Genomic DNA, 24,247 nt, shown 5'->3' on the forward strand with positions numbered 1-24,247 from the left:
GGGAATTTGAGTCTGGGCGATCGACTAATTTAGACACAAAGGTCGATCGTCCAAATTTATTTAGCCGTAATAATAAGTCCTAAGTTGCGAGAAGCGGCTACAACTTGACTTTCAACTGATAACAATTGTCAGCGAGTTTAATCAGTTCGCCCAGACCCCAGGTACCCTGATCGTTCAAAAATTCCGGTAGTTGATTCGGGATGGCTTCTAGGCCCAGAAATGCCCCGCTGATGGCACAAGCCATTGCTGCGGTGGTATCCACATCGCCACCGACGGCGATGCTAGTGCAGAGAGTTTCCCAGTAATCTTGAGGTGTTCTCAAAAACGCATATAAACTCCACAAAACGCTACCGACTACAAAAGGCGAGATTCCTTGCCAAGAGTGCTCGTAGTTTAACGGGAGTCCAGCTCTAGAAATCAACTCTACGGCTGACTCTGGAGGCAATTTGACCCAATCAATCAAATCTTTGAGCAAAGCGGCAAAGGAAGAATCCACTTCTCCTACCCATTCGCTCAGTTGACCGAGAAATGGCTCAGTTTCAATCCTCATGTCAGATTGAAGGGCGATCGCCACAGCACCGGCGATCGCCACAGCACCGGCAGAACACCGCGAATCTTGATGGGTGATGCGCCCTTGATCGCAAGCAGCTTGTACAAGCTGGGACGGGTCATCGTAGAATATTAAGCCGATCGGTCCAGCCCTCATCGCACTGCCATTACCAGCATTGGGAGCACGAGTACCAGCTTCTTGCCAAGCAACGCCCCGTATCAGGCGGTTTGCAGCTTCTTCTGTCGAGCGACCGCGCCCGACAATGCGCTCTTGAGCGAAAATGTCAGCAATACGGGTGGCGTAGTCGCTGGGGTCGAATTCGCCACAAGCGACGTAGCTTTGGAGGAGTTCGCGGGCCAGTTGGGAGTCGTCGGTGTATTGACCAAAAGGAAAGCCGAAGCGATCGCGATCTTTGATTTTTTTGAGTCTAACTTCGTAGCGGACAAAGTTTTGGCAAACTTCCGGCGGATAGCCTTCTACTCTACAGCCTATAGCGTCGCCGAGACACTGACCAATCAGACAACCTCTAAATTGTTCCAGACGCGGGACTGTCATTTATCTAGCTTTAAGTAGGTCGATCTAATCTTATGTTAAATCCTCGACTTCTTAAACCATGCGGGGAGCAGGACGCTCCCCATTTGTGTCAACTTAAGACTAAAACCCTCTGTAATTCTGAATTAAAACATTAATGTCTTCCTTCGTCTCTATCTCCCAGATGACCGAACATGAGTCCCAAAATAACCCACAGTAATATCAGCCCTAAAAAATGTCAATTTCGGTGAATTTGGGCGGGGGTCATTGACTTTTTTTGACTCAGGAGATTAGAGTCATCATATATATTTCTTTTTAAGCTATCGCTCAATATTTTATCAGACAAGCGATCGCTTTTACTTTTGAGAAAGGGATGGGACAATCAAACTCCAAGCGATCTCGCCCCAAATCCTAGTTTTGAGGGTTTGAGGAGCCGTTTACTACGATCGCCTGGTTAGGTGTGCGATCGCCCGCTGCTTGCACTCACGACTTGTCTACCTCCTTTTTTTCTTGAATTTGATCTGACCACTTTTCTTTTATTTACACACATCATTCAGACGCGCTATAGCTGTTTTCCAGATACTTTAAAGACGCTATTATATATAGAACAGGAATGTGATAGCCGTTATATCGTTTCCGGCGGCCTCGTAATGATAAATTCTCGGGCAATTCATGAATAATTTTTACAATTCGCCACCTATATCGGCGCAATTTTCAGTTGTTCGCTTCACAGTCAACAGTCAACAGTCAACAGTCAACAGTCAACATCATAAGGAGTGCAACCGGAATTGATATTATTTACCAACGAGTGCTAGAGCACCGCTTTGCAAAACAGGAATTTCAATTCGGAACTCTGTTCCTTGAGGGGGTTGAGAGAAGCACTCGATGGAGCCACCGTGCTTATCAACTACAATTTGATAGCTGATGGATAGCCCTAATCCAGTTCCTTTACCAGTTGGTTTTGTGGTGAAGAAGGGATTGAACACCTGTTGTCTAACAGTTTCCGTCATCCCAGATCCATTGTCTTGAACTTGAATCACCACGTTTTTAGAATAACCGGCCTGAGTTTCGTTTGTGACTAGCTTAGTCCGAATAGTGATGCAACTGGGATTCTTTTGAATGTCTTTTAGAGAATGTTGATTGTCGTAGTTTTCTAAAGCATCGATCGCATTTGCCAGAATATTCATAAAGACTTGGTTCAACTGTCCGGCATAGCACTCTACTAGCGGTAAGTCCCCGTAGTCTTTGACAATTTCAATAGCAGGATGATCCGGTTTTGCCTTCAGTCGATTTTGCAAAATCATCAATGTGCTGTCAATTCCCTCGTGGATATCAACAGGCTTCATTTCTGCCTCATCCAGCCGCGAGAAGTTTCGTAGCGACAGGACAATTTGACGAATGCGATCGGCTCCTACCTTCATTGAAGTCAGGATTTTGGGTAAATCTTCACTAATGAAGTCCAGCTCGAACTCTTCAATTTTTTCCTGAATTTGGGTATTAGTTGGATAGGTTTGCTGGTAAAGCTGAATCAACTTTAGTAAATTTTGCGTGTAGTCCGCAGTATGGCTCAGGTTGCCATAGATAAAGTTGACTGGATTATTAATTTCGTGAGCAACACCCGCAACCAGTTGCCCCAAACCAGACATTTTCTCTGCCTGAATAAGTTGTGCTTGAGTTTTCTGTAAGGTTTTGAGCGCAACCTCAGCTTCCTCTTTTGCTTGCCTTAATGCAGCTTCGGCTTGCTTGCGCTCAGTAATATCTAGTGCCAAGGATGCAACTCCAAGAATCTTTCCACCATCCCCTACTAAAGGCGTATTGAACCATTCGCAAATAATGATTTTGCCATTTTTTGTAAAATTTTCGTTGACGCTGTAGATTCCTTGACTCTGCATCAACAAATCGTTCATAATTTGATCGACGACCTTTCGGGCAGATGCAGGCACAATTAATTCTGCCGGATGGTGTCCGATCGCCTCTTTCGCCGTGTAACCAAAAATCTGCTCTGCCGCTGGATTCCAAGCAGTGACTTTAAAGTTTAAATCCCATTCCACAACTGCCAGTGCACTTTGGCGGAATAGAAAAGATAGTCGCTGTTCCGATGCTTTGAGTTCCTCTTCTGCCTGTTTCCGTTGAGTAATATCAATGCCTGTTTTGATGATATACTCAATTTCACCTTGATCATCGACTAAAGCAGTATCTGACCAAGCAATGAGTCTAAGTTGTTGATCTTTGCTCACCCAACTGCCTTCATACTGTTGGGGAAAATTACCAGATTGTAAAGACTCAAAAGCAGTTTTGGCAAGTCCTGCTAAGTCTGAGTTCGGGAACAATTCCCAAATGTAGCGCCCTTTGACTTCACTAAACGAGTAATGAGTCATTTGTTCGCAAGCTCGGTTAAAGCGAACGATTTGTCCCTGGGGGTCGAGCACAACTACCAGGGCACCTGCAATTTCAAGAATAGCTGAAACAAAATTGCGTTCAACTTCAACCGCTGTAATCAGTTCTTCTAACTGGGTTGCCATAGTGTTAAATGCGATCGCCAATGTCCCCAGTTCATTTTGGCTGTCGATGTTGACCCGTGTCTCTAATTGCCCCGCACTAAGTTCAGTAGCTGCCGTGGTTAAGCGCTGTAGCGGCACCACAATTTGCCGAATAAATAGAAAGCCAATGCCCACAGCAACGATCGTCACCACCATCAATGAGCCTCCCATAATTGAGAGCATTTGGTAAACGGGAGCATAAGCCTCAGCCGTTGGCAGTTCTACAACCACATTCCAATTCACGCTCCGAACTAAGGCACTGGCGCCCAATACTTCTACCTGTTTTAGACCCTGATAAACGTTAAGGCGCTTAGTATCTGCGGATGCTTTCAAAAATTGAAAGAAGGGGCGCTTAGAAAGATCTTGAAGTTGAAAGGTTTCTGGCTTACTACCCTTTTGAGCAATGAGAAAATTACGCTCATCGACTACATAGACATAACCCGTCTTGCCAACATCGATTTGGGAAACAACAAACCAGAGAAAGTTGAGATTTATCTCTGCTAATAGCACCCCATCCACCTCATCTCGCTCATTCCGAATCGGAACCGCCAGAATGGTTGTTGGTTGGTTTGTTTGAGGATTAATTTCTACAGGACTGACATAATCTTCCTGTTGTTTAAAAGCACGAACAAACAGTGGGGAATTGGCGGGATTTTCTAATTTGAGCGGTTCGTAGGGTGAAACTGACGTGACAACTTGTCCCTTCTGGTTCAAAATGGCAACGGCTTCATAAGCATCATGATGACGAATTAACCCTTCCAACAGGCTCTGCTGCGCTTGAGGTTGAAAGTTTGTGAGTCCTTTGACCCTAGCTAAATAGCTCAGTTTTCGTTTCAAGTCATCTAAATAATTATCAATCTGCCCTGCTGCTGTCTGACTACGCTCTTCTTGGAGCGATCGCGATTGCTGGATCTGCGCCTGAAAGCTGAGGTAGATCAGCAAGCCACCTGTGGGCAGTAAGCTCAGGAGAACCAAAAATATCAAACCATACCGGAGCTGATTTGCAATAGAAAAGAAGCGTTGCCAGGGAGGTGAAGGGGAGCTTTTGGCAATCGGAAGAGCGCGATCGTTGCGTTGATTTTGCATCGGACTTAGGAGCAATATTGGTAAATCAATTAATCGGTACACTAAGGAGAAACATCAATTTGGCCAGTCGTCACAGCATCTCGGAGGGTCTTGAAAGTGTCCTCTTCCTTAGACGTGAGACTACCACGGAAAGGGGCAAAGTCGTAGATTTTTTCCTTGAGCCCAAACTTGTAAAGTTTTCCTTCCCAGCGACCTTCCTGGGTTAGTACGGCCGCATTGAGCACCAGATTGGGAATATCCTGCAGAACGCTAGTTAGGACTTTGCCGGGAGCCAGTTCGTACTGATCCTTTGCCCAACCAATCACAAGGACTCCTGGCTTTTGCGTAACGGCTTTTAGCGCGGCTAATCCTGCCTCATCCGCGTTGATTGTCAAAACATCTACTCCAGAGGCAACCATATCCGTTGCGACTTTAATGGCTTTTTCCGTATCAATCCAACTGTTGAGAAAAGCAGTCGAAGCTTGAACAGAGGGATTCGTTGCCTTCACTCCGCGCCTAAACAAAGCTTCTTCTTCTTTGTAAACCGGATAATCTGCACCTACAATATAGCCAACTTTATTGCTTTTGGTCTTCATGGCAGCCAAAGCACCTGTGAGGTACCCCACCTCACCCGATCGAAAGGCAACAGCACCCAAATTTGTGTTATTCCCTGGATACGTGGTAAACAGGGCAAATTTCGTTCGCGGAAATTCTTTAGCGACCTTTTCGGCAGCTTTGATATAGCCACCACTGGCTGCAATTACCAGGTCATAGCCTGACTGGGCATATTGGCGAAGGGCAGCTTCACTATCTTCATTGTCAATGCCAGTAAAGTCTACCTGAGCATTAAATTTATCTTTGATTAGGGTTAACCCTTCAAAGCAGGCTTGAGCCCAACTGTTGTTGTCTTTGGAACCTGTGACGACCAACGCCACTCTAAAGCTGCTAGAGGTACTTGCTTCAGGGGAAGAGTTTACGTTCGGAGTCGATCGACTGCAACTGATCGCAAAAATCAGAGCTAGAGCCGCCAGAGTCATTTTTTTCAAGAGAGATTGAATTCGCATAATAGCTTTTCGCAGCAATATTACTTTTTCTAAGCCGATAAATTGGTTGAAGGGTATCTCAACAATTTTTACAACTCTTACTCTAGCTCGCACTTAATGACTCTGAGAGATTCAGCGTAACACTCATTTAAGCTCAAAAACAAGTAAGGACACGGCACTGCCGTGTCCTTACAACTCTAACCTGCAATTAACCGAATTTGTTGGCTATTACTTAACAAACAGCATTTCTTGATAAGTAGGCAGCGGCCACAAATCATCAGCCACTTCACCTTCCAGAGCATCCGCATACTGGCGAACCTCATCCATCAAAGGACGAATTGTTTGCGAAGCATATTGCATGTGGTCTTCTGTCGAAGCAAAATCGTGCTTGCTCAAAGCACCACTCAATTTGCTCGCAGTATCCATCATGGACTTAACCAACACCGCTACTTTTTCAGCACTTTCCTGTTCCAGTTCAATCCCAATCTCTTTCAATTTAGAAATTGTGCCAGAAAGTTCAGCTAAATACCTCAACGCTGCGGGGTAAATAATGGTTTTTGCCATACTTATTACCAATTTTGCTTCGACTTCAATTGCCAGCAAATACTGCTCAGCATAAACATCGTAACGGCTTTCCAATTCAACTGGAGTCAAAACACCTGTCTTTTCAAACAAGTCTTCAATGTATCCTTCCTTCAACACGGGTAAAGCATCTGCCGTAGTCCGCAAGTTAGCTAAACCCCGTTCCTCAACAGCCATTTTGTGCCATTCTTCCGAATAGCCGTCGCCACCAAATACAACCGCACCGTGCTCGTCCATCACTTCTTTGAGAATGGTTTGGATGGCAGCATTCAGTTCAGTTCCGTTAGCCAAATCGCTTTCTAATTTGTTAGCAATCCAGTCCAAAGAATCGGCAAGAATTGTATTCATTGCCACCAGGGGCCCGGAAACAGACTGACCGGAACCTACTGCACGGAATTCAAACCGATTTCCAGTAAAGGCAAAGGGCGAAGTCCGGTTTCTGTCTCCAGCATCCTTCATGAAAGTAGGCAGTGTTTCTACACCTAAGTTCATAATTCCCCGACCTTTAGAGTCCTTAACTTCTCCCCGGCTAATTTGCCCGAAGATATCTTCTAATTGCGAACCCAAATAGACAGAGATAATTGCTGGCGGAGCCTCATTTGCACCCAATCGGTGGTCGTTGCTGGCAGTAGCAACTACCGCGCGCAATAGCGGCCCGTATTTGTGAACTCCGCGAATCACAGCGCCGCAGAAAACTAGAAATTGTATGTTTGAGTGCGGTGTATCGCCTGGGTCTAATAAGTTTCCTTGGGTGGCATTGCCGACCGACCAGTTGACGTGTTTGCCGGAACCGTTAATGCCAGCGAAAGGCTTCTCGTGCAGCAAACACATAAAACCATGTTTCTTCGCAGTGTTGCGGAGAATTGTCATGGTTAATTGTTGGTGGTCGCTGGCGACGTTGGCAGCTTCAAAAACTGGTGCAATTTCAAACTGACCGGGAGCTACTTCGTTGTGGCGGGTTTTGGCAGGAATTCCCAGCCGGTACATTCTTTCTTCTACTTCCTGCATGAAGACCTGAACGCGCTCTGGAATCGCTCCAAAATAGTGGTCATCAAATTGCTGACCTTTCGCAGGAGGTTTGCCAAACAGGGTGCGACCTGCTAGCAGTAAATCGGGGCGGTTGTTGGTGAAATTGGCATCTACCAGGAAGTATTCTTGTTCGGAACCGCAACTGGAATTTACCGGAGCAACTTCGGTATTGCCTAATAGCTTTAACACTCGGGTTGCTGCTTTGTTCATGGCGGCAATGGAACGCAACAGCGGCGTTTTCTTGTCTAAGGCTTCACCTGTCCAGGAGATGAAAACAGTGGGAATGCACAATGTCATGCCGTTGTCTGTTTCCATGACATAAGCAGGGCTGGTGACATCCCAGGCTGTATATCCGCGAGCGGCGGCGGTGGAACGGATGCCGCCGTTGGGGAATGAGGAGCCATCGGGTTCGCCTTGTACGAGAACTTTGCCTGCAAATTCTGAGATGACGGAGCCGTCGCCTTGCACTGAGATGAAACCGTCGTGCTTTTCGGCGGTACCGTTGGTTAGCGGGTAGAATACGTGGGCGTAGTAGAGGGCTCCTTTGGAAATAGCCCAATCTTTCATTGCGACTGCAACTACATCAGCTACGGAAGCATCGAGTTTTTGGCCAGTTTGAACGGTGTTTTTTACTGATTTGAAAATGCTTTTGGGCAGACTTTCTTGCATCTTGCTCAGAGTAAAAACGTCTGTTGCCCACATATCTTCGAGCCGCTTGGGAGGCCGACCAGGCATCAGTTTGCGGTTGACGATTTGAGAAATTGCTTGAACGCGCGATTCGTTTCCACTCATGGTTATTTTTATTGGGGTTGCAGGACGAGTAGTTGTGAAAAAATAGATGTTAGCAAAAGTTTAACGATTGACAAATAGGTTGGATTTACCCAACGTTTTTAGTCAAAGCTAACTTTGGGCAGAATGCCTTTTTTGGCAGGCTCTAAAAGATTGGATGAGCGAGGCCATATCACTTCGCCCATCGGGCGTGACAATCCAGTGTGAGATGCGGTTGGATTCCGGTTATTAGCAAGAAAATAGATGACAAGAGCCTGTACTAATTTGAGTCAACATGATAGATGTCTGCGCTGCACAGATTTAGTAACTCATCTTCACCCTGGTCAGCTCAAAAATTTTGTGTGAATCAATTCCGATGAATTCAGGTCAAAACTACTTATGGTTTTTAACGGTTCGACGATCGATAAATCGCAGTCCAGCAAACAACGCACTCGTTTAGGGGTTTTGGAGAATTATGGAGAGTACACAATCTACACTTGGAGAGTTTAAACAATCATTAACCAAATAAATGTATTGTAGGCTACAGAATTTTAGGTTTTTTTCAGAAAGGTCGATCGCACCGATCGCACACAACCGCAGGATTCCAGTTTAACAGGGCATGGGGCGCTGAAACACGGGGGCGATCGTACATTTACAGGAGTTACGTAGGGATACTATAATAGTGTGCCAAGAAAGGGCTCTCGCTTTGACGTTGCTGAATTCGGGTATGAAATTTGTAGGGGCAATCCCCCCGTGGTTGCCCCACCGCTGGCGAGGTCAGCTTTGATTCTGCCGCACCACAAAACTTCCCAACACAGTAATGGGGATTTCTATGAATTTAAAATAAAGATATTTAGAGCAATAGTTCAGACAGTTTGAGACGCCGTTTATTGAGAATAAATGAGTAAAATTTCAACTTTTAGTTAAGTGGTTGGTAATCCGAAGACTTCAGAGCATGAGCTAAAAAGCGTTCTGTGTAGTACAAAGCTAATTGATTGCTCGGCCCATTAAAAACTGCATCAAAAGCGTGTTCAGCCCAAGGAATTTCGAGCAAAATAGCTCGTGAAGCGAAGCTATCCCGTAGGGAATCGCCGGTGGAGCGCAATCGTTCGTAGAGCGATCGACCAAACTTAGCCTGAACGATATGGTCGCGACCTGCATAAACCAGTAGAGAAGGGGGAAGATTCGGTTTAATATAATTTATGGGAGAAGCCCGACGGTAAAGCTCATTGAGTTCGTCTGGCGTTCCTCCCAAAAAAGCACGCAAGACGGCTCGAACATTTATGGCATCAGGAAAAGGTGGGTCATTGTATCCCCGGATCAGGTCATTTGGCCCGTAATAATTTACCACTGCTCGAACTGGAAGCACACTAGAATCATAAGCAGTTAGCATTGCTAAATGGGCACCTGCAGACCTTCCCATGAGAGCAATTCGATCGAGATCGATTTCCCAATCACCAGCGTGAGTTTTGATATAGGAAATAGCGGCTTGTACGTCCTCAAGCTGAGCAGGAAATCGATACTTGGGAGCGTGGCGGTAATCAATTGCAACCACACAATAGCCTTGGGCGGCCATGTAGTGGCTGAATTCCTCATTGGAATCGGCAGTGCCTCTCTGCCAAGCTCCCCCGTAGAGCGTGATAATCGCCGGATATTTGCCAATTTGCATCGGCCGGTAAAGGTTTAGTTGCAGTGAAACTCCGTCAGGGTTGGCAAATCCAATAGCCCGATCGATCCTAACGTCTCTGAGGGGAATTCCTCGGAACGCATCTGCTAGGATAAACGGTTGAGGGCGTAGCTGGGCGCGATCGGCTTGAGGAAGGGCTGCTAAATAGTTTTCCCCTAAAACTGCTTGCATTTGGGTAGCTACCGCTGCATTGGCTGCGGGGAACTGAATCAGGGGTAGCAGGCCCAGGATGAGGGCGAACAGGTTACAAATTGACAAAATAATGTAGACTTTGCCTTGATGCCGTTTGAGCAGGTTCAGCAGAAGGGCGATCGTATTGATACCGACCAACCAAGGACTGATTTCGGGTGCTCCTACCGCCAAAGGGTACAGAAACATCGTGGGTGCTGGTAGGATGACCCAGATACTGAGAAATAGTGCGATCGCACTCAGGAACCAAGAAATAAATGGCGAGACTAAGAATACTGCCAATAAAAGTAACTTTTTGCGTTTCTTCTTGTGAATCATCGGATTCTCGCAGCGTAATTTTTAATCAGTTTAAATTAATCTGGCGGTTTTTATTGGTGAGTCGATCGCCTCTGGCATTTTACCAAACCAGCAGCTTCGACTTCATGACATCCTGCGTCGAGCGAAAATGCTTTGTCTCGTTGTATTTTCATCTTTGACATTGTTCGCTATTTGTGGGAATCTTAAGCTGATGTTGTCCCCCTAAACTAGCTGTATGGGCTGTTACTCATTAAAAGTTTGGCTATTATTCCGATTTTGGTAGTTAGACAGAGACAGCACTTAGGCACGGATGTGGAAAAATTGTTTTTTTTACAGATTATTAAAATTTAGGTAAACCTAAAATCGGAACACAATTAAATTGTAGACTAAGTGTATTTCTCAGGTAAAATCGAGTCTAATCCTTTAATTGCTGAGGCATAGTCTCATGCCCATTCCTAAACTTAGTGAAACAACGATCGAGCATCACACCTCTGCCCAATCTCTCAAGCGGGGTGAAGCTTACTATTTAGCTGGCAATGTTACTAGGGCAGTCCGGCGTGGCAATATGGTGCAAGCAGTAGTGGAGGGTTCCGAAGTAGAACCCTACCGTGTTACCCTGCCCTTTGATGATGCCGGATTAGCCTCTACATTATTCTGCACTTGTCCTTACGATAACGGTGGGTGGTGTAAACACATTGTTGCGACGCTGTTATTGTGTATGCGGCAACCAGAAATAATTGAGGAGGGCCCGACACTGGAACAATTGCTCGATCGCCTCAACGATGTACAAACCCAGCAATTAATACAGCATTTAGTAAAAAAAGACCCCTCACTCATTGATGCGATCGAAGGATACATTAACTTAAGTGCTATTCCTGCACCTTCAAACCAACCAACCAAAGCACCCCACCACACCTCCATCGATCCTGCTCCCTTTCGGCAGCAAGTACGACGAATTTTGCGAGAGGCTGTGAGTTATTTCGAGGATGGATGGGAGGAAGAAGACCCGATTACAGAAGAACTTTTAGATGTAATTCAGCGAGCCCAGGAATTCAGCGAACAGGGGGATGGTAACAACGCCTTAGTAATTTTAGAAGCCATCACCACAGCCTGCGTTGAAGATTGGAATGATGTAGAAGAGTTTGGCGCTGAAAATTATGAGATAGCTAACGCTTTGAATGAAGCTTGGACAGAAGCCATTTTGACGGCTCAACTAACTGCGGAAGAAGAGATAGATCTCCAGGTGATGTTAGAAGCTTGGCAAGATGAATGGGATTGTGATTTCAGCATGAGCTTGGAAGCTTTACGCCAAGGTTGGGACGACCCCCTACTCCAACAGGTACTGGAAGGAAACATTACTGGGCAAGGAGTTTGGGCTGGTGACGCACCAAACTGTGCTCGCGACTTAACATTGATTCGCTTGCAAATCCTCGATCGCCAGGAACGCGATCGAGAATACTTATACTTAGCCCAAGCAGAAGGTTGTACTCAACAATACTTGACGATGTTAACTCGTTTGGGGAGAGTAGAAGAAGCAGTGGAAGCTGCGGCTACCCAGATGCAATCAGCAGAAGATGCTTTTGCTCTCGTTCAAACTTTAAAGCAACAGGGAGCCTTGGAACAAGCTCTTAAAATTTGTCAAGCTGGGTTAAATTTGTCAGGTAATTGCCATTACCAACTTGCAACATCGATGAGTGAGCTGGCTGTTGAGTTGGGCGAAGATGAAGTTGCCTTAAATGCTAGAATCCAGATATTTAAAATCGAACCCTCCTTTAGGGATTATAGTTTAGTGAAGGAGTTAGCAAGAGATAGCTGGTCAACTTTGAAAGCAGATTTGTTAGCAACTCTGAAAAGTAATGAAAGTTGGAAGTTTACTGAGGCGAAGGTTGATATTTTTCTTGATGAGGAAATGATTGAAGATGCGATCGCCCTTGCTGATGGCTTGAGTTATTACCAATCAGCACTGATTCACCGAGTAATGGGGGCTGCTATCAGCCACAGCCCCGATTGGGTAATCGCCAATGCTTGTCGGCGTGCTGCATCGATTATGGATCAAGCGAAATCAAGCGAGTACAATCTTGCGATTAAGTGGTTGGAAAAAGCCCGCGCTGCCTATTTACACACTGGGCAAAATCTTCAGTGGTCTGCTTATCTTTCTCAACTGATGCAAGTACACAGCCGGAAGCGGAAGTTGATGGAAATGCTCAAAAGTCCAGATTTAGATTGAGCCTTAAGTTTACCGTAAGCCGAAGTGAAAGCGACCCAACCCAGGATCGAATAAACCTTACTTAATTTTTGCTTTCACGGCCCTGGACTCTACTGTGAATCCTGGAATATCTTGCAGTTCTGTTTCGCTCAAACTGTACTGTTCGCAAACCAAACTCAAACGAGTTCCGGTACTTTTAACAGCGTTGACAGAGTGAGTCAAATCTCCTTGAAAATAGACCAGCGAGTTCGCTTGCGGCTTAATCTGCCCGACTTGCTGTTTGTTGCGCCGCAGTATCAACTCTCCCCCTTGCAAGTTCGGCGGTACTTGCACGTACAAAACGCTGACGGCTGCGGGAGGTTCAACTGTTTTGCAGTACGATCGCAAAGATCGATCAATATGCGGATCGACGCGGGAACCTTCACCCAGCAACAAAGGGTTCAGGTAAAAAGCATTGCATTCCGGCTGTAATGCTTGGTCTAGATAGGGTTTGAACAAGGGAAACCGCCGTTCTACTTCGGCGATTTCCGAACGTTGAAACACCACGGAAAACCCTTTTGTGCCAATGAAATCACGGTTGAGGTTGTTGATTGCTAGATAAGGGGAAGCTAGAATTGCTCCTCGCAAGTCGTTGAGGTAGTCGATCGAGAAAGCGTTAGGATGTTGGCTATAGTATTTCAAGGCACTCAAAAATCATCAAAGTTTAAGGAAACAGCAGATAGAAATGCAGCAATCGCTCAGACTTGGGATTGCTTCGTTCCTCGCGGAAGACATAATAATCTTGATTTCAGTCCGCGTACTTAAGTCAAAGGTTTTTCTTAACTGCGGGCGATCGCCCGGAAGTGTCGAAACCGACTAGCAACGGCAGAATATCAGTATACAGGCGATCGTTGTGGTGATTCGATTATATTGCCAATTCCATTATACATGATGCGGCTCAGCAGCCGATCGCCCATTTATTTCAACTTGTGGAATTGCAGGGGCGGGTCTAATTTCCGCGATCGCATCCGGCCTCTGTTTTATCACTAATTTCTTGAGTTTGCTAGCTGGAAAACAGGTGCGTGTTGGGGCTTTGTCGCAAGCATCTTGCTCAAACAAGCAATCCGTGCATTAAGTCAAAATGCAGGGAGGGCGATCGACTATATCTAACTGGCAATAGAACGTTAATAAAGTTTACAAATAGAGGGCGATCTCAAAAATACCACCAGCCGCAACAGTTACTAAGTAATTATTTCAGATTAAATTAATATTTCACATGGTGAAAAAAGCAAAGCTGCGAGCTAAAATTAAAGAGTAAGTGAAAAAAAACAACTCGCTGAAACGATATGGCAACAACATTGTACGAGAAAATGGGTGGAGAATCAGCCATTAAAGAGATGGTGGATGATTTTTACCGCGATGTTTTGGCTGACGAGATAGTGAGCCATTTCTTCGATCATACAGATATGGAAAAGCAGCGCCGCCATCAAACTGCTTTTATCTCTTATGCCCTTGGCGGCCCCAAGCAATACTCAGGCCGTTCAATGGAGAAAGCACACGCAGGTTTGAATTTACAGCCTGAACACTTTGATGCGATTGTGAAGCATTTGACCGATGCCATCATTGCCCACGGTGCCTCCCAAGAGGATCTCGATGAAGCGCTAGGTAAGATCGCGACTTTGAAAAAGGCTGTTTTGTACAAGTAATATCTACAGTCCCGGACGCATTGGTACATTCATAACCGAGTTTTTGCTCGGAAAATATTGCATAAAGATTTTTAATCGCCGTAAAAAACTACGGTGGTGAAAGTATTGATGCGTAAGTTTTTATCTAGTGAATGCAGCATCGTTGTTGAACACCAATTTCTCATGAAAACACCCAAACAGGTTCTGACAGAGTGGGTAGCAGCATACAATGCACGAGATCCATATATCCTCGCCGCCCTCTACCGCGAAGATGCGACGAACATCCAGGTAGCACTTGGCGAGCCCCTTCACGGGCGCGAAGTGATGCTTGAGAGTTTTATCTCATTCTTTCAGGCGTTTCCAGACAACTGCACCCATATGGAGAATCTGTTTGAAGACGGCGAGTGGGCGATTTTGGAGTGGAGTGGCACGGGTACATTTGTCGGCGAATTTGCTGGTTTTACTCCGACTGGCAAGAGTTATACTCTTCGTGGGTGCGGGTTCTTCCACGTTGTAGATAGTAAAATTCAATTTCAGCGTGGATACTTCGACAAGTTAACGTGGTTCACTCAAATCGGTATACCAATTACTTCGGAAAGTGACGGCGCAGCATAACAATCCTGTTGCAGCTAAGGTGCAGAGTCTTTGCGCTTCGCTTAGATTCGATCGCCGCCCAACACGATCGTTTGACTAGCATTGAAAATGTTATTTTCGATGGGTAAGTAGATATCGCTTTGAGTGCGTTACTACTCCCCGATCGATCGCAGATGATAGAACTTGATATTACTCGTACATTTTATAATTTTGCCGATCGACTTGTCCAGCGCCCTTGAAGCTGTGTTAAACCTCCGGTGGCAAGTCCACGCTGTAGAGAATTTTGCCTTCAAGGTTGTGCAGCGCCACAGTCATCACCTGACTGTCGCCATTAATTTTAACCGTACCAAAGAACTGAAAACCTTTTGTAGGAGGTAGATTTTCTACTTCTGGCAGCGACAAACTTTGGAACTTAACTAAGGGACCAAAAGTATTGTCAAGCTTGTTTGGTCCGTAAGTTCCAGCGTGAAGCGGCCCGGCAACAAACTCCCAAAAAGGTTTAAAATCAGTGAATTGAGCTTGACCTGGATCGTAGTAGTGCGCGGCAGCATAATGCACGTCAGCCGTCAGCCAAACGACATTTTGGATATTGTTTTGCTGGATAAAGCGCAACAATTGAGCAAGTTCGAGTTCGCGTCCTAATGCAGGGCCATCTCCATTGGCGAGGTTTTCAAATTTGCCGCTGTTTTTGCCATCTTCAATCACCAATCCGACTGGCATATCGCTAGCAATTACTTTCCACCTTGCCTTTGAATTCTGCAATTTGTTCTTTAACCAGCTAACTTGGGCATTACCCAAAAACGCCGTTTCTTCACTTGCTGCTGTCTGACGGTTGGTAGTGTTTATTCCTCGGTAGCTACGCATATCCAGCATAAAAATTTCCAGGGAAGAACCGTAATTGAACGAACGGTAAATCCGTTCTGGGTCGTTGGCATCGAAGCGGATCGGCGTATACTCCATAAATGCTTGCTTGCCTCGCGCTGCCAGTAAAGAACTGCTTTTGACTTTGTAGCGGTCATCGTTCATTAGCATCTCGCCGGGATACCAGTTGTTTGTAGTTTCGTGGTCATCCCACTGAACTAGCTGAGGCACTTCGGCGTTGAAGCGCCGGATGTTATTGTCTAGCAGGTTGTAGATGTAATTTCCGCGAAACTCTGTTAAGGTTTCAGCTACTTTTGACTTTTCTTCTGTTGTGATGTTTTGCCAGATGCTACCGTCGTCAAGTTTTACCTCAGATTTAATCGGACTATCTGCATAGATGTAATCGCCAGAATGAATGAAGAAGTCTGGCTTAAGCTGCCTGATAGTTTCATAGATTTTCATGCCGCCCCATTCAGAATTGATACCCCAACCCTGTCCGGCGGTGTCTCCGGACCAGGCAAAAAAGATGTCGCGCTTGCTGTTTGGAGGTGTGCGGAAACTGCCTGTAACGGGGGCGCTGTAGATGTTTGGATCGGCTAAATTCTGGAAGCTGACTCGGTAGAATATTTGCCGGTCGGCTGGTAGGTCAATCAGGTTAATACGCGCGGTGTAATCGCTAGTTTCTAACGCTGCAGGTCCGATGATGCGCTGCACGTTGCCGAAGGAGTCGGCGGTGTCATATTCGACTATCATCCGGGAGGATCGATCGCACCGACTCCAAATCACCGCACTGTTGCCGGTAATATCACCGCTAGCAACACCGTATGGAATGCTGGGGCGCATCCGATCCGAGGTGATAATTGCCGGTGCAGAAGATTGTGCTAACCCAGATTTCGATCGCAGGTTTGCGACAACAATACCGCTACCTACAATTGCCGAACCGAGTAGAAACTGGCGGCGGCTGAGTTGGTCTTGTTTTTTACGTTTCATGGCTACCCTCATCTTTAAAAATACCGAGACTGTACTTCTGCTAATTTGTGATGTACGCAACAATCAGCAAATTCACCGCTGTTCCTGAGACGCCCCGAACTGTGACAAGGAAAACAACTCCCACAGACAAAGGCAGGTTTTCTATCAAGTTTTAGTGTACCCCAAATAAAGGTAGCAGGCGGTCGATGAAAAAGCAACCATCTAGACTACCAAAGCACGATATTAACCATGTGTCTTCGCTTTTTTCTCTGCTAGTGCTTTTCCTAAACCAGCAGCAGCTTCAAAAGAATCATATAAACCTTGAGTAGCTATTTTGTTCTGAACATCCAATGGGATTAAACCTGATTCATTATTCAATAATTCGGCTACCACGAAATTTAGTAGCAACAGTTTATCGGAGTGAGATAACTATTTGAGGAGGGGTAAAATTTAGGTGAGACGCATAAGTTAAAGGTTTAATAAGCTTAGGTTACATCTATTTGAGGTTCTTTAGCTCTCACCTGTACAATACTCCCAGGCGATCGGGTTAATCAGGCGGTGGATCGGACAGATTAGAGATATTGAGGTTTTGGTGCATGAGATTGATCGTTGTAGTTCAGCCTTTTGCCAGATGACAACCCTTAACTTATGAAAGCAAAATCGATAATATTTTCAGTCAGAGTCTATGCCACAATACTTCGGAAAACTCCAAATTACAGAACAGCCTTGGTCAACAATAGGCGCGGTAGAGTCCATAAAGAAAACCGATCGCACCTTTCACTTTAATTGCGGCGAAACTTCCCTAAACCTCAGCATCCTCGCGCCGAATTTGATCCGAGTGCGAATGTCCCCGACAGGTGAATTCAAAAGCCGATCGCACTCAATAACAGTCCCTGACGAAGAGTGGGAAATCACACCATTTGAAGTGCGAGAAACAGACGAAAAAATAGAAATTGAAACAGCACAAATAACGATTTCAGTCAAGCGCGATCGCTTTGCAATCGAATGCTTTGACAAATCGGGAAAACCCTTTGCTAGCGACTGCGATCCTAGTATGGGATGGCGCGCAGGTGCAACCGCAGGCTGGAAGCGCATCGAAGCAGACGAGCACTTCTACGGTTTCGGCGAACGCACCGGCTTTCTCGACAAACTCTCCGAAGTCAAGACAAACTGGACAACCGACTCCCTCGACTACAATTCCCTCACCGATGAAATGTACCAGGCGATCGCATTTTACATCGCCCTGAATCCCGATCGCGCTTACGGCATCTTTTTCAACACTACATTTTGGAGTCAATTCGATATCGGCGCGGAAAAACCGGGGGTTTTGCGGATGGAAACCAGAGGCCCGGAACTCGACTACTACATCATTTACGGCCCGGAACCTGCCCAAATTATCGCCACCTACACGCAGTTAACCGGCCGGATGCCACTTCCGCCAAAATGGGCGCTGGGATACCACCAATGCCGCTGGAGCTACGAATCAGAGGACATTGTGCGGGAGTTGGCGAAGGAATTTCGCGATCGCGCCATTCCCTGCGATGTCATCCACCTCGATATCGACTATATGAACGGCTACCGCGTTTTTACCTGGAGCCCGAAGCGTTTCCCCGATCCCGCGAAACTGATCGCAGACTTGAAAGCAGCGGGTTTTAAGGTTGTCACGATTGTCGATCCCGGTGTCAAGTACGAACCGGAAGGAGATTATGAAGTATTCGATCGCGGTGTGGAGAATGACTATTTCGTCCGCACCGCAGAGGGAAAGCTATTCCACGGTTACGTTTGGCCCGACAAAGCGGTGTTTCCCGACTTCCTGCGGCCGGAGGTGCGCGAATGGTGGGGCGAATTGCACAAAACTCTGACAGATATTGGGATTGCGGGGATTTGGAACGACATGAACGAACCTGCGATCGCAGAACGGCCTTTTGGTGACGGCGGCGAACACATCAGCTTTCCCCTGGATGCACCGCAAGGCCCGGAATCCGATCGCGCTACCCACGCGGAAACCCACAATTTGTACGGGTTGATGATGGCGAAAGCTTGTGCTGAGGGCTTGCAAAAAGTGCGATCTGCCGATCGATCTTTTGTGCTGACGCGAGCGGGTTTTGCGGGGGTTCAGCGTTACTCGTCGGTGTGGATGGGTGACAATCAATCGCAGTGGGAACACTTAGAAATGTCGCTACCAATGCTTTGCAATATGGGGCTTTCCGGCGTGGCGTTTGTCGGTTGCGACATCGGCGGTTTTGCGGGGAATGCAACGGCTGAACTGTTCGCGCGGTGGATGCAGGTGGGAATGCTGTATCCCTTGATGCGCGGTCATTCGGCGATGAGTACGGCGCAGCACGAACCGTGGGTTTTTGGATCTCGCACTGAGAAGATTTGCCGCGAATACATCAATTTGCGCTATCAGTTGTTGCCTTATATTTACACGTTGTTTTGGGAAGCTGCGACGACGGGAACACCGATTTTGCGACCGTTACTATATCAATTTCCGCGCGATCGCACAACTTACCATCTTTACGATCAAGTATTACTCGGCCCGTCGCTGATGGCTGCACCAGTTTACCGGCCTGGCGTTGAGCATCGCGCTGTGTATTTGCCGGAGGGGACTTGGTACGATTGGTGGACGGGTGAATGCTATCAGGGCCCGACGCACATTTTGGCTGATGCACCTTTGGAGAGAATGCCGCTTTACGTGCGGGGCGGGGGCATAATTGCGATCGCACCTGTGAAGCAATTTGTCAGCGAAGAACCGCTTGATTCATTAAAAATGCGAATTTGGCCAGGAAGCGGTGAATGGACGCTTTATGAGGACGACGGACACAGTTTTGAACACCAAAAAGGTGTCTGGGCAACGACTAATTACAAGGTGTATTTGGAAGGGGAAAAAATCATCGTTGAAATTGCCGCGCGCGAGGATCAATTTTTGATATCAGAACGGGAAGTTATTGTGGAAGTTGTTGGCGTTGGCGAACAGCGATTTACAGATGATGGTACGGCGCGGCGTTTGACATTTGGATAACTTTGGCATAAAGCGGTTTATGCTATGGTGGCATTCAGGGCGATCGCTCGATCTGGCAGAGTTTGAGATGGAAAGGGTGATCGCATCCCTCGATCGAGTTCAAAATATAATTATTCATCGACCTATCACTAAAGAGGCTTTCTGATGACTCAAACAATATCCAAGTTAATAACTTTTGACGAGTTTTTGGAAGGGAAGCCAGAAAACGGACATTATGAATTACATAACGGAGTTATTGTTGAAATGCCAAATCCCACTGGTAAACATTCAGCCAGCGCCGGTTTTCAGGCGATAGAGTTTGGGTTAGAAATCAGGCGACTACAACTTCCTTACTTTATTCCCAAGGAATGTACAATTAAATTTAGCGATAACTCTGGCTACGATCCCGATGTAATTGTATTAGATAAACAAGCCGTAGCAGCCAATGATTCTCGATGGGAAAGAGAATCAGTTATTACTCAGGGAAATTCCGTAAAATTAGTTGTTGAAGTTGTCAGCACAAATTGGCGGGATGATTATGGTCACAAAATGATTGATTATGAAGCATTAGGCATTTTTGAATATTGGATTGTAGATTATTTGGGTTTAGGTGGTAGCCGTTATATTGGTTCTCCGAAACAGCCTACTTTATCGGTTTATCAGTTAGTAGATGGTGAGTATCAGATTAAGCTGTTTCGAGGAGATCAAAGGGTTGAATCGGCAGTGTTTCCAGAGTTGAATTTGACCGCAAAGCAAATTTTTAATGGTGGGTAAAAATTAAATAGGACTTACGCACGGGGGCTGGTGAAACCGGGTTTTTCGCCAAAATACTTGTTGTGACCTGCAGATTCGGTAAAAAACCCGGTTTCTTCGATCGGAATGCGTCCAGAACTGTTAAATTTATGCTCGACTATTTATGGATTAGGTTAAAATAATGATTATCTCCCATATAGCTCTTAAAAATTGGCGCAATTTTCAGTCAGTGAATGTTGATTTGCGCGATCGCGTTTTTGTGGTAGGCCCTAATGCTTGTGGTAAGTCAAACTTTCTCGATTCATTGCGCTTTTTGCGGGATCTGGCTAAAGCAGGAGGCGGATTGCAGAAAGCCGTGAGCGATCGAGGCGGGGTATCAAAAATTCGCAGTCTTTATGCACGTCGATATCCAGATGTAGAAATAGAAATTCAGCTTTCCGAATCTAATAATGAAAGTCCCTCATGGAAATATGCCATTGGAATTAAACATAAAAAAGGCGGCAAAAATGAGCCTATTGTTGCCTATGAACGAGTTTGGAAAGGCGACGAGCAAATTGTCAATCGCCCTACTGAAGAAGATGACAAAGATGAGCTACGTCTCACCCAGACTTATTTAGAGCAAATTAATGCCAATGCAGAATTCAGAGAAATTGCTAAATTTTTAGAAGCGATTTTATATCTACATTTAATTCCTCAGTTAGTTCGCCATCCCGAAGCTTTTGCTACCCCTGGACTTTCCGAAGATCCTTTTGGGAGAACTTTTTTAGAGCGAGTTGCTAAAACTCCCGAAAAAACTCGAAGATCGCGATTAAGAAAAATTGAAGATGCTTTAAAGTTGGCTGTCCCACAATTGAAAAACCTCACAGATACCAAAGATGTGATGGGGGTTCCTCATTTGGAAGCTGTTTATGAACATTGGCGGCCAGGAGCGGGAAAACAACGGGAAGACCAATTTTCTGATGGAACTTTACGATTAATTGGTTTGCTTTGGTCTCTTTTAGAAACCGATTCATTATTGTTACTAGAAGAACCAGAACTTTCTTTGAATTCGGCGATTGTTAGCAATTTACCGTCTCTGATTTATCGCCTTCAGCGTCCGAGAAAGCGGCAGGTTATTCTTAGTACCCATAGTGCTGATTTGCTCTCTGATAAAGGCATTGGTGGCGAAGAGGTGCTGCTAATGACACCGACTCCTGAAGGAACTCAGGTAAAACTTGCTTCCAGTAATGAACAAATCAAAATGCTATTAGAAGGAGGTTTAAGCATAGCTGATGCTGCACTTCCTCTTACAGCACCGCCCGCGATTGAAAAACTGAGTTTATTCAAATGACGGATATTCCCATCAATTTAGTGTTTGAGGATGCACTGAGTGAAGCAGTTCTTAAACCAATGCTCAAACAGTCTCAACGTCCTTTTGCAGTGGGACAGTGCTTGAATCAGAGAGGATATGGCAAAATTAAAAAGATTATTTCTGGATTAAATTATGCGGCCAAGGGAATGCCATACTTAGTATTAACTGATTTGGATAATGCAGAATGCCCGTTAGTAATTATTTCGGAGTGGTTAACTCAACCAAAACATCCTAATCTGCTGTTTCGGATTGCTGTTAAAGAAGTGGAAGCGTGGTTACTTGCACATCGAGAGGGCTTTTCCCAATTTCTGGGTATTTCAGTAGACTTGATTCCTGGCGACGCGGATCGAATTCCTGACCCCAAGCAGCTTTTAATCAATCTGGCTAAAAAGTCAAAGAAGCGAAATCTGCGGGAGGCGATCGTCCCCGATCGTAATAGTACGGCAAAAATTGGTAAAGACTACAATGGTCAACTCATCCACTTTGTCAATCAAAGTTGGCAGGTTGCGTCAGCACAGACTAATTCCCCCAGTTTGGAACGAGCTATGAATGCGATCGTAAATTTTCAACCAACCTGGGAAACTTGAGGAGAAAAACCAATACTGTACCCTGTCAATGCTAGGCAAACAGTTAATAAATACTGTTATAATATACCGTCCGGGGATGAGTAGACCCGACACCTACCCACAAACTATGCAACCCATCCAAATTACCACATTCCAAGCTTTGTGGCGCAGCCTGGGCCTGATAATCAAAGCCGCACCAATAGAACTCCGCAATTTAATAATACTCAACATCATCGGCGGTGCTGCCCCCTCTGCCGTGCTATTTTTAGATAAATTAATCATTGATGAAGTATCTCGGTTGCTATCGCAAACCCAAACAGCACAGCCCTTTGCTTTGATGCTTTCCCGGCCAATATTGCTGTGGAGTATTGCCGGAGTCTTAAGTCTCAGGTTAGTCGGCGATGCCCTAGACACAATGGGCTCTTTTGTCTCGACATCTTTGCGCGATCGCGTTCAAGGCTTTGTCGAAGGAAAAGTCATCGAAAAAGTCGCCAATTTCGACGATATTGCCCTCTTTGAAAACCCCGAACTATTAAATATAGTAGAACTAGCCAAAACGGGAGTATTCAAAATACAGCAACTAGCCTTTACCATCAGCATGACAGTCACAGGAATTTTTATATTTATTCCATCGATAGGCCTTGCTGCTGCGATAGCTTGGTGGGTGCCAGTGCTGATGTTAATTTCATCCTGCCCCTCAATTTACATCCAAAGAAAATATAGCAAAATCATCTGGAGAGTTCAAAGAAAGCAAGCTAAAATAACTCGTGAAATGAACTTATCGGCTAGAGTATTGACGGGGGAAGAATACGCTAAAGAATTGCGTTTGTTTGGGTTGCAGGAACTTTGGCTCAAACGCTGGCAGGGTCAGTTTTTGCAGTTTTTTAGCGAGATGCAGCAAATCCGAAAAAAAGGAGCAATTGTTTTACTTTTGTGGTCAGTGTTTAGTAGAATCGGAGTAGCTTTGCCATTTGTTTATGTGGTAATTGGAGCTTTGGGTAGTCGCTATACTTTGGGAGATTTGGCGCTTTATTCTGGTTTGATTGTTCAGGTGGAGCAAAGTTTGCAATTACTTATAGGCAATTATGCTAATTTGTACGATATCTCTCTCGGTGTTAGTCCGATTTTTCAACTGTTAGAACTCAAACCAGAATTGCAGTCTCCGCTTGTGGATGTGGCATCTCGCCTGCCTAGTTTACCAGATGGCGGGCAAGATTCCTCCCCCACAAAAGATAAAATTGGCATCGAGATTAAGGATTTATCTTTTTGCTATCCCGGTAGCAATAAAAGCACGGTTGAAGATATCAACTTAACGATTAATCCGGGTGAAATGCTAGTGCTTGTTGGTGAAAATGGCGCGGGTAAAACCACCCTTGGCAAACTCCTCGGTCGCCTGTACGACCCGACAAGTGGTACGATCGCCTGGAATGGCAAAGATTTGCGATCGTACTCTCTAGCATACGTGCGATCGCGCATCGCCGTAGTCATGCAAGATTACGCCCGTTTCCCCTCCACAGTCCGCGAAAACGTCGGTTTCGGCGACTTGCTTTCACTGTCGGATGACACCGCAATTAACGAAGCCATTTCCGAAGCAGGAATTGCAGCTAAAGTCAACAGTTTAGAGCAAGGTTTAGAGACACCGTTGGGGAAACAATTAGAAGACGGCATCGACTTATCGGGGGGACAGTGGCAAAGAATTGCGATCGCCCGCGCCTTAATGCGGCTTTCTACAGCCGAAGTGCTCATTTTTGACGAACCCACTGCCGCCCTCGACCCCAAGACAGAACACGAAATTTATAGCATCTTTCGCCAAATAGCCGCCGGGAAAACCACGATTGTCATCAGTCACAGGTTGGGATTGGCCAAAATTGCCGATCGTATCGCCGTCATGGAAAACGGTAAAATAGCAGAAATAGGAACTCACGACGAATTGATCGCATCAAACGGAATTTACTGCTCAATGTTCACACGTCAAGCTAGTAGTTATATTTAGAGTTAAAC

General features: G+C 45.7%; 17 protein-coding genes. 9 read left to right on the plus strand and 8 right to left on the minus strand.

Features of this window, described 5'->3' with window-relative positions; translation table 11 throughout:
• Positions 1-97 precede the first annotated feature (97 nt).
• The 5 genes from QUA10_RS15690 to QUA10_RS15710 form a co-directional block, all read right to left on the minus strand.
• Positions 98-1,105, minus strand: coding sequence for an ADP-ribosylglycohydrolase family protein (locus tag QUA10_RS15690; RefSeq protein ID WP_333084243.1), 1,008 nt, complete (start codon positions 1,103-1,105; stop codon positions 98-100).
• A 770-nt stretch (positions 1,106-1,875) separates the two neighbouring features.
• Positions 1,876-4,707 (minus strand): PAS domain S-box protein, encoded by a 2,832-nt coding sequence (locus tag QUA10_RS15695; RefSeq protein WP_333084241.1) that lies wholly within the window; start codon positions 4,705-4,707, stop codon positions 1,876-1,878.
• A gap of 41 nt (positions 4,708-4,748) precedes the next feature.
• Positions 4,749-5,843 (minus strand): BMP family protein, encoded by a 1,095-nt coding sequence (locus QUA10_RS15700; protein WP_333084240.1) that lies wholly within the window; start codon positions 5,841-5,843, stop codon positions 4,749-4,751.
• Between the two features lie 114 nt (positions 5,844-5,957).
• Positions 5,958-8,132, minus strand: a complete 2,175-nt coding sequence (locus tag QUA10_RS15705) for a glutamine synthetase III (protein ID WP_333084239.1) — start codon at positions 8,130-8,132, stop codon at positions 5,958-5,960.
• An 895-nt stretch (positions 8,133-9,027) separates the two neighbouring features.
• Complete coding sequence (locus QUA10_RS15710) at positions 9,028-10,302, minus strand: alpha/beta hydrolase (RefSeq protein ID WP_333084238.1); 1,275 nt, start codon at positions 10,300-10,302, stop codon at positions 9,028-9,030.
• A gap of 424 nt (positions 10,303-10,726) precedes the next feature.
• Between QUA10_RS15710 and QUA10_RS15715 the strand changes: the two genes are divergently transcribed.
• The gene (locus tag QUA10_RS15715) at positions 10,727-12,508 is read left to right on the plus strand and encodes an SWIM zinc finger family protein (RefSeq protein ID WP_333084236.1); all 1,782 of its coding nucleotides are present in this window, start codon (positions 10,727-10,729) and stop codon (positions 12,506-12,508) included.
• A gap of 57 nt (positions 12,509-12,565) precedes the next feature.
• Here the strand turns inward: QUA10_RS15715 and QUA10_RS15720 are convergent, their stop codons facing one another.
• Positions 12,566-13,177 (minus strand): 2OG-Fe(II) oxygenase, encoded by a 612-nt coding sequence (locus tag QUA10_RS15720; protein ID WP_333086301.1) that lies wholly within the window; start codon positions 13,175-13,177, stop codon positions 12,566-12,568.
• A gap of 635 nt (positions 13,178-13,812) precedes the next feature.
• On the opposite strand from QUA10_RS15720, the gene QUA10_RS15725 reads away from it, so the two are divergent.
• Positions 13,813-14,172 (plus strand): group 1 truncated hemoglobin, encoded by a 360-nt coding sequence (locus QUA10_RS15725; protein ID WP_333084232.1) that lies wholly within the window; start codon positions 13,813-13,815, stop codon positions 14,170-14,172.
• Between the two features lie 93 nt (positions 14,173-14,265).
• On the plus strand, positions 14,266-14,766 hold the full coding sequence (locus QUA10_RS15730) for an ester cyclase (protein ID WP_333086302.1): 501 nt from the start codon (positions 14,266-14,268) through the stop codon (positions 14,764-14,766).
• Between the two features lie 225 nt (positions 14,767-14,991).
• Here the strand turns inward: QUA10_RS15730 and QUA10_RS15735 are convergent, their stop codons facing one another.
• Together QUA10_RS15735 and QUA10_RS15740 are read right to left on the minus strand one after the other, a co-directional pair.
• Positions 14,992-16,596, minus strand: a complete 1,605-nt coding sequence (locus QUA10_RS15735) for an alkaline phosphatase D family protein (protein WP_333084230.1) — start codon at positions 16,594-16,596, stop codon at positions 14,992-14,994.
• Positions 16,597-16,818: 222 nt separating this feature from the next.
• Positions 16,819-16,968, minus strand: coding sequence for a hypothetical protein (locus tag QUA10_RS15740; RefSeq protein WP_333084229.1), 150 nt, complete (start codon positions 16,966-16,968; stop codon positions 16,819-16,821).
• Positions 16,969-17,260: 292 nt separating this feature from the next.
• On the opposite strand from QUA10_RS15740, the gene QUA10_RS15745 reads away from it, so the two are divergent.
• The 6 genes from QUA10_RS15745 (at position 17,261) to QUA10_RS15770 (ending at position 24,239) form a co-directional block, all read left to right on the plus strand.
• Positions 17,261-19,597 (plus strand): glycoside hydrolase family 31 protein, encoded by a 2,337-nt coding sequence (locus QUA10_RS15745; RefSeq protein ID WP_333084228.1) that lies wholly within the window; start codon positions 17,261-17,263, stop codon positions 19,595-19,597.
• A 19-nt stretch (positions 19,598-19,616) separates the two neighbouring features.
• Positions 19,617-19,742, plus strand: a complete 126-nt coding sequence (locus QUA10_RS15750) for a hypothetical protein (RefSeq protein WP_333084227.1) — start codon at positions 19,617-19,619, stop codon at positions 19,740-19,742.
• Positions 19,742-20,350, plus strand: a complete 609-nt coding sequence (locus QUA10_RS15755) for a Uma2 family endonuclease (RefSeq protein ID WP_333084226.1) — start codon at positions 19,742-19,744, stop codon at positions 20,348-20,350. The genes QUA10_RS15750 and QUA10_RS15755 overlap by 1 nt, the downstream gene beginning before the upstream one ends.
• A 160-nt stretch (positions 20,351-20,510) precedes the next feature.
• The gene (locus tag QUA10_RS15760) at positions 20,511-21,659 is read left to right on the plus strand and encodes an AAA family ATPase (RefSeq protein WP_333084225.1); all 1,149 of its coding nucleotides are present in this window, start codon (positions 20,511-20,513) and stop codon (positions 21,657-21,659) included.
• Positions 21,656-22,267, plus strand: a complete 612-nt coding sequence (locus tag QUA10_RS15765) for a hypothetical protein (protein WP_333084224.1) — start codon at positions 21,656-21,658, stop codon at positions 22,265-22,267. The genes QUA10_RS15760 and QUA10_RS15765 overlap by 4 nt, the downstream gene beginning before the upstream one ends.
• 106 nt (positions 22,268-22,373) lie before the next feature.
• Complete coding sequence (locus tag QUA10_RS15770; RefSeq protein WP_333084223.1) at positions 22,374-24,239, plus strand: ABC transporter ATP-binding protein; 1,866 nt, start codon at positions 22,374-22,376, stop codon at positions 24,237-24,239.
• Positions 24,240-24,247: the final 8 nt, after the last annotated feature.

The organism is Microcoleus sp. Pol8_D6 (assembly GCF_036700965.1).
In the GTDB taxonomy this organism is placed as follows: domain Bacteria; phylum Cyanobacteriota; class Cyanobacteriia; order Cyanobacteriales; family Microcoleaceae; genus Microcoleus.

Excerpts from the sequence above, each read along its gene's own strand:
- QUA10_RS15715 (WP_333084236.1), top strand. The coding sequence starts at position 10,727 with ATGCCCATTCCTAAACTTAGTGAAACAACGATCGAGCATCACACCTCT.
- QUA10_RS15765 (WP_333084224.1), top strand. The coding sequence starts at position 21,656 with ATGACGGATATTCCCATCAATTTAGTGTTTGAGGATGCACTGAGTGAA.
- QUA10_RS15695 (WP_333084241.1), bottom strand. The coding sequence starts at position 4,707 with ATGCAAAATCAACGCAACGATCGCGCTCTTCCGATTGCCAAAAGCTCC.
- QUA10_RS15735 (WP_333084230.1), bottom strand. The coding sequence starts at position 16,596 with ATGAAACGTAAAAAACAAGACCAACTCAGCCGCCGCCAGTTTCTACTC.
- QUA10_RS15770 (WP_333084223.1), top strand. The coding sequence starts at position 22,374 with ATGCAACCCATCCAAATTACCACATTCCAAGCTTTGTGGCGCAGCCTG.
- QUA10_RS15710 (WP_333084238.1), bottom strand. The coding sequence starts at position 10,302 with ATGATTCACAAGAAGAAACGCAAAAAGTTACTTTTATTGGCAGTATTC.
- QUA10_RS15755 (WP_333084226.1), top strand. The coding sequence starts at position 19,742 with ATGACTCAAACAATATCCAAGTTAATAACTTTTGACGAGTTTTTGGAA.
- QUA10_RS15750 (WP_333084227.1), top strand. The coding sequence starts at position 19,617 with ATGCTATGGTGGCATTCAGGGCGATCGCTCGATCTGGCAGAGTTTGAG.
- QUA10_RS15725 (WP_333084232.1), top strand. The coding sequence starts at position 13,813 with ATGGCAACAACATTGTACGAGAAAATGGGTGGAGAATCAGCCATTAAA.
- QUA10_RS15690 (WP_333084243.1), bottom strand. The coding sequence starts at position 1,105 with ATGACAGTCCCGCGTCTGGAACAATTTAGAGGTTGTCTGATTGGTCAG.
- QUA10_RS15745 (WP_333084228.1), top strand. The coding sequence starts at position 17,261 with ATGCCACAATACTTCGGAAAACTCCAAATTACAGAACAGCCTTGGTCA.
- QUA10_RS15760 (WP_333084225.1), top strand. The coding sequence starts at position 20,511 with ATGATTATCTCCCATATAGCTCTTAAAAATTGGCGCAATTTTCAGTCA.
- QUA10_RS15705 (WP_333084239.1), bottom strand. The coding sequence starts at position 8,132 with ATGAGTGGAAACGAATCGCGCGTTCAAGCAATTTCTCAAATCGTCAAC.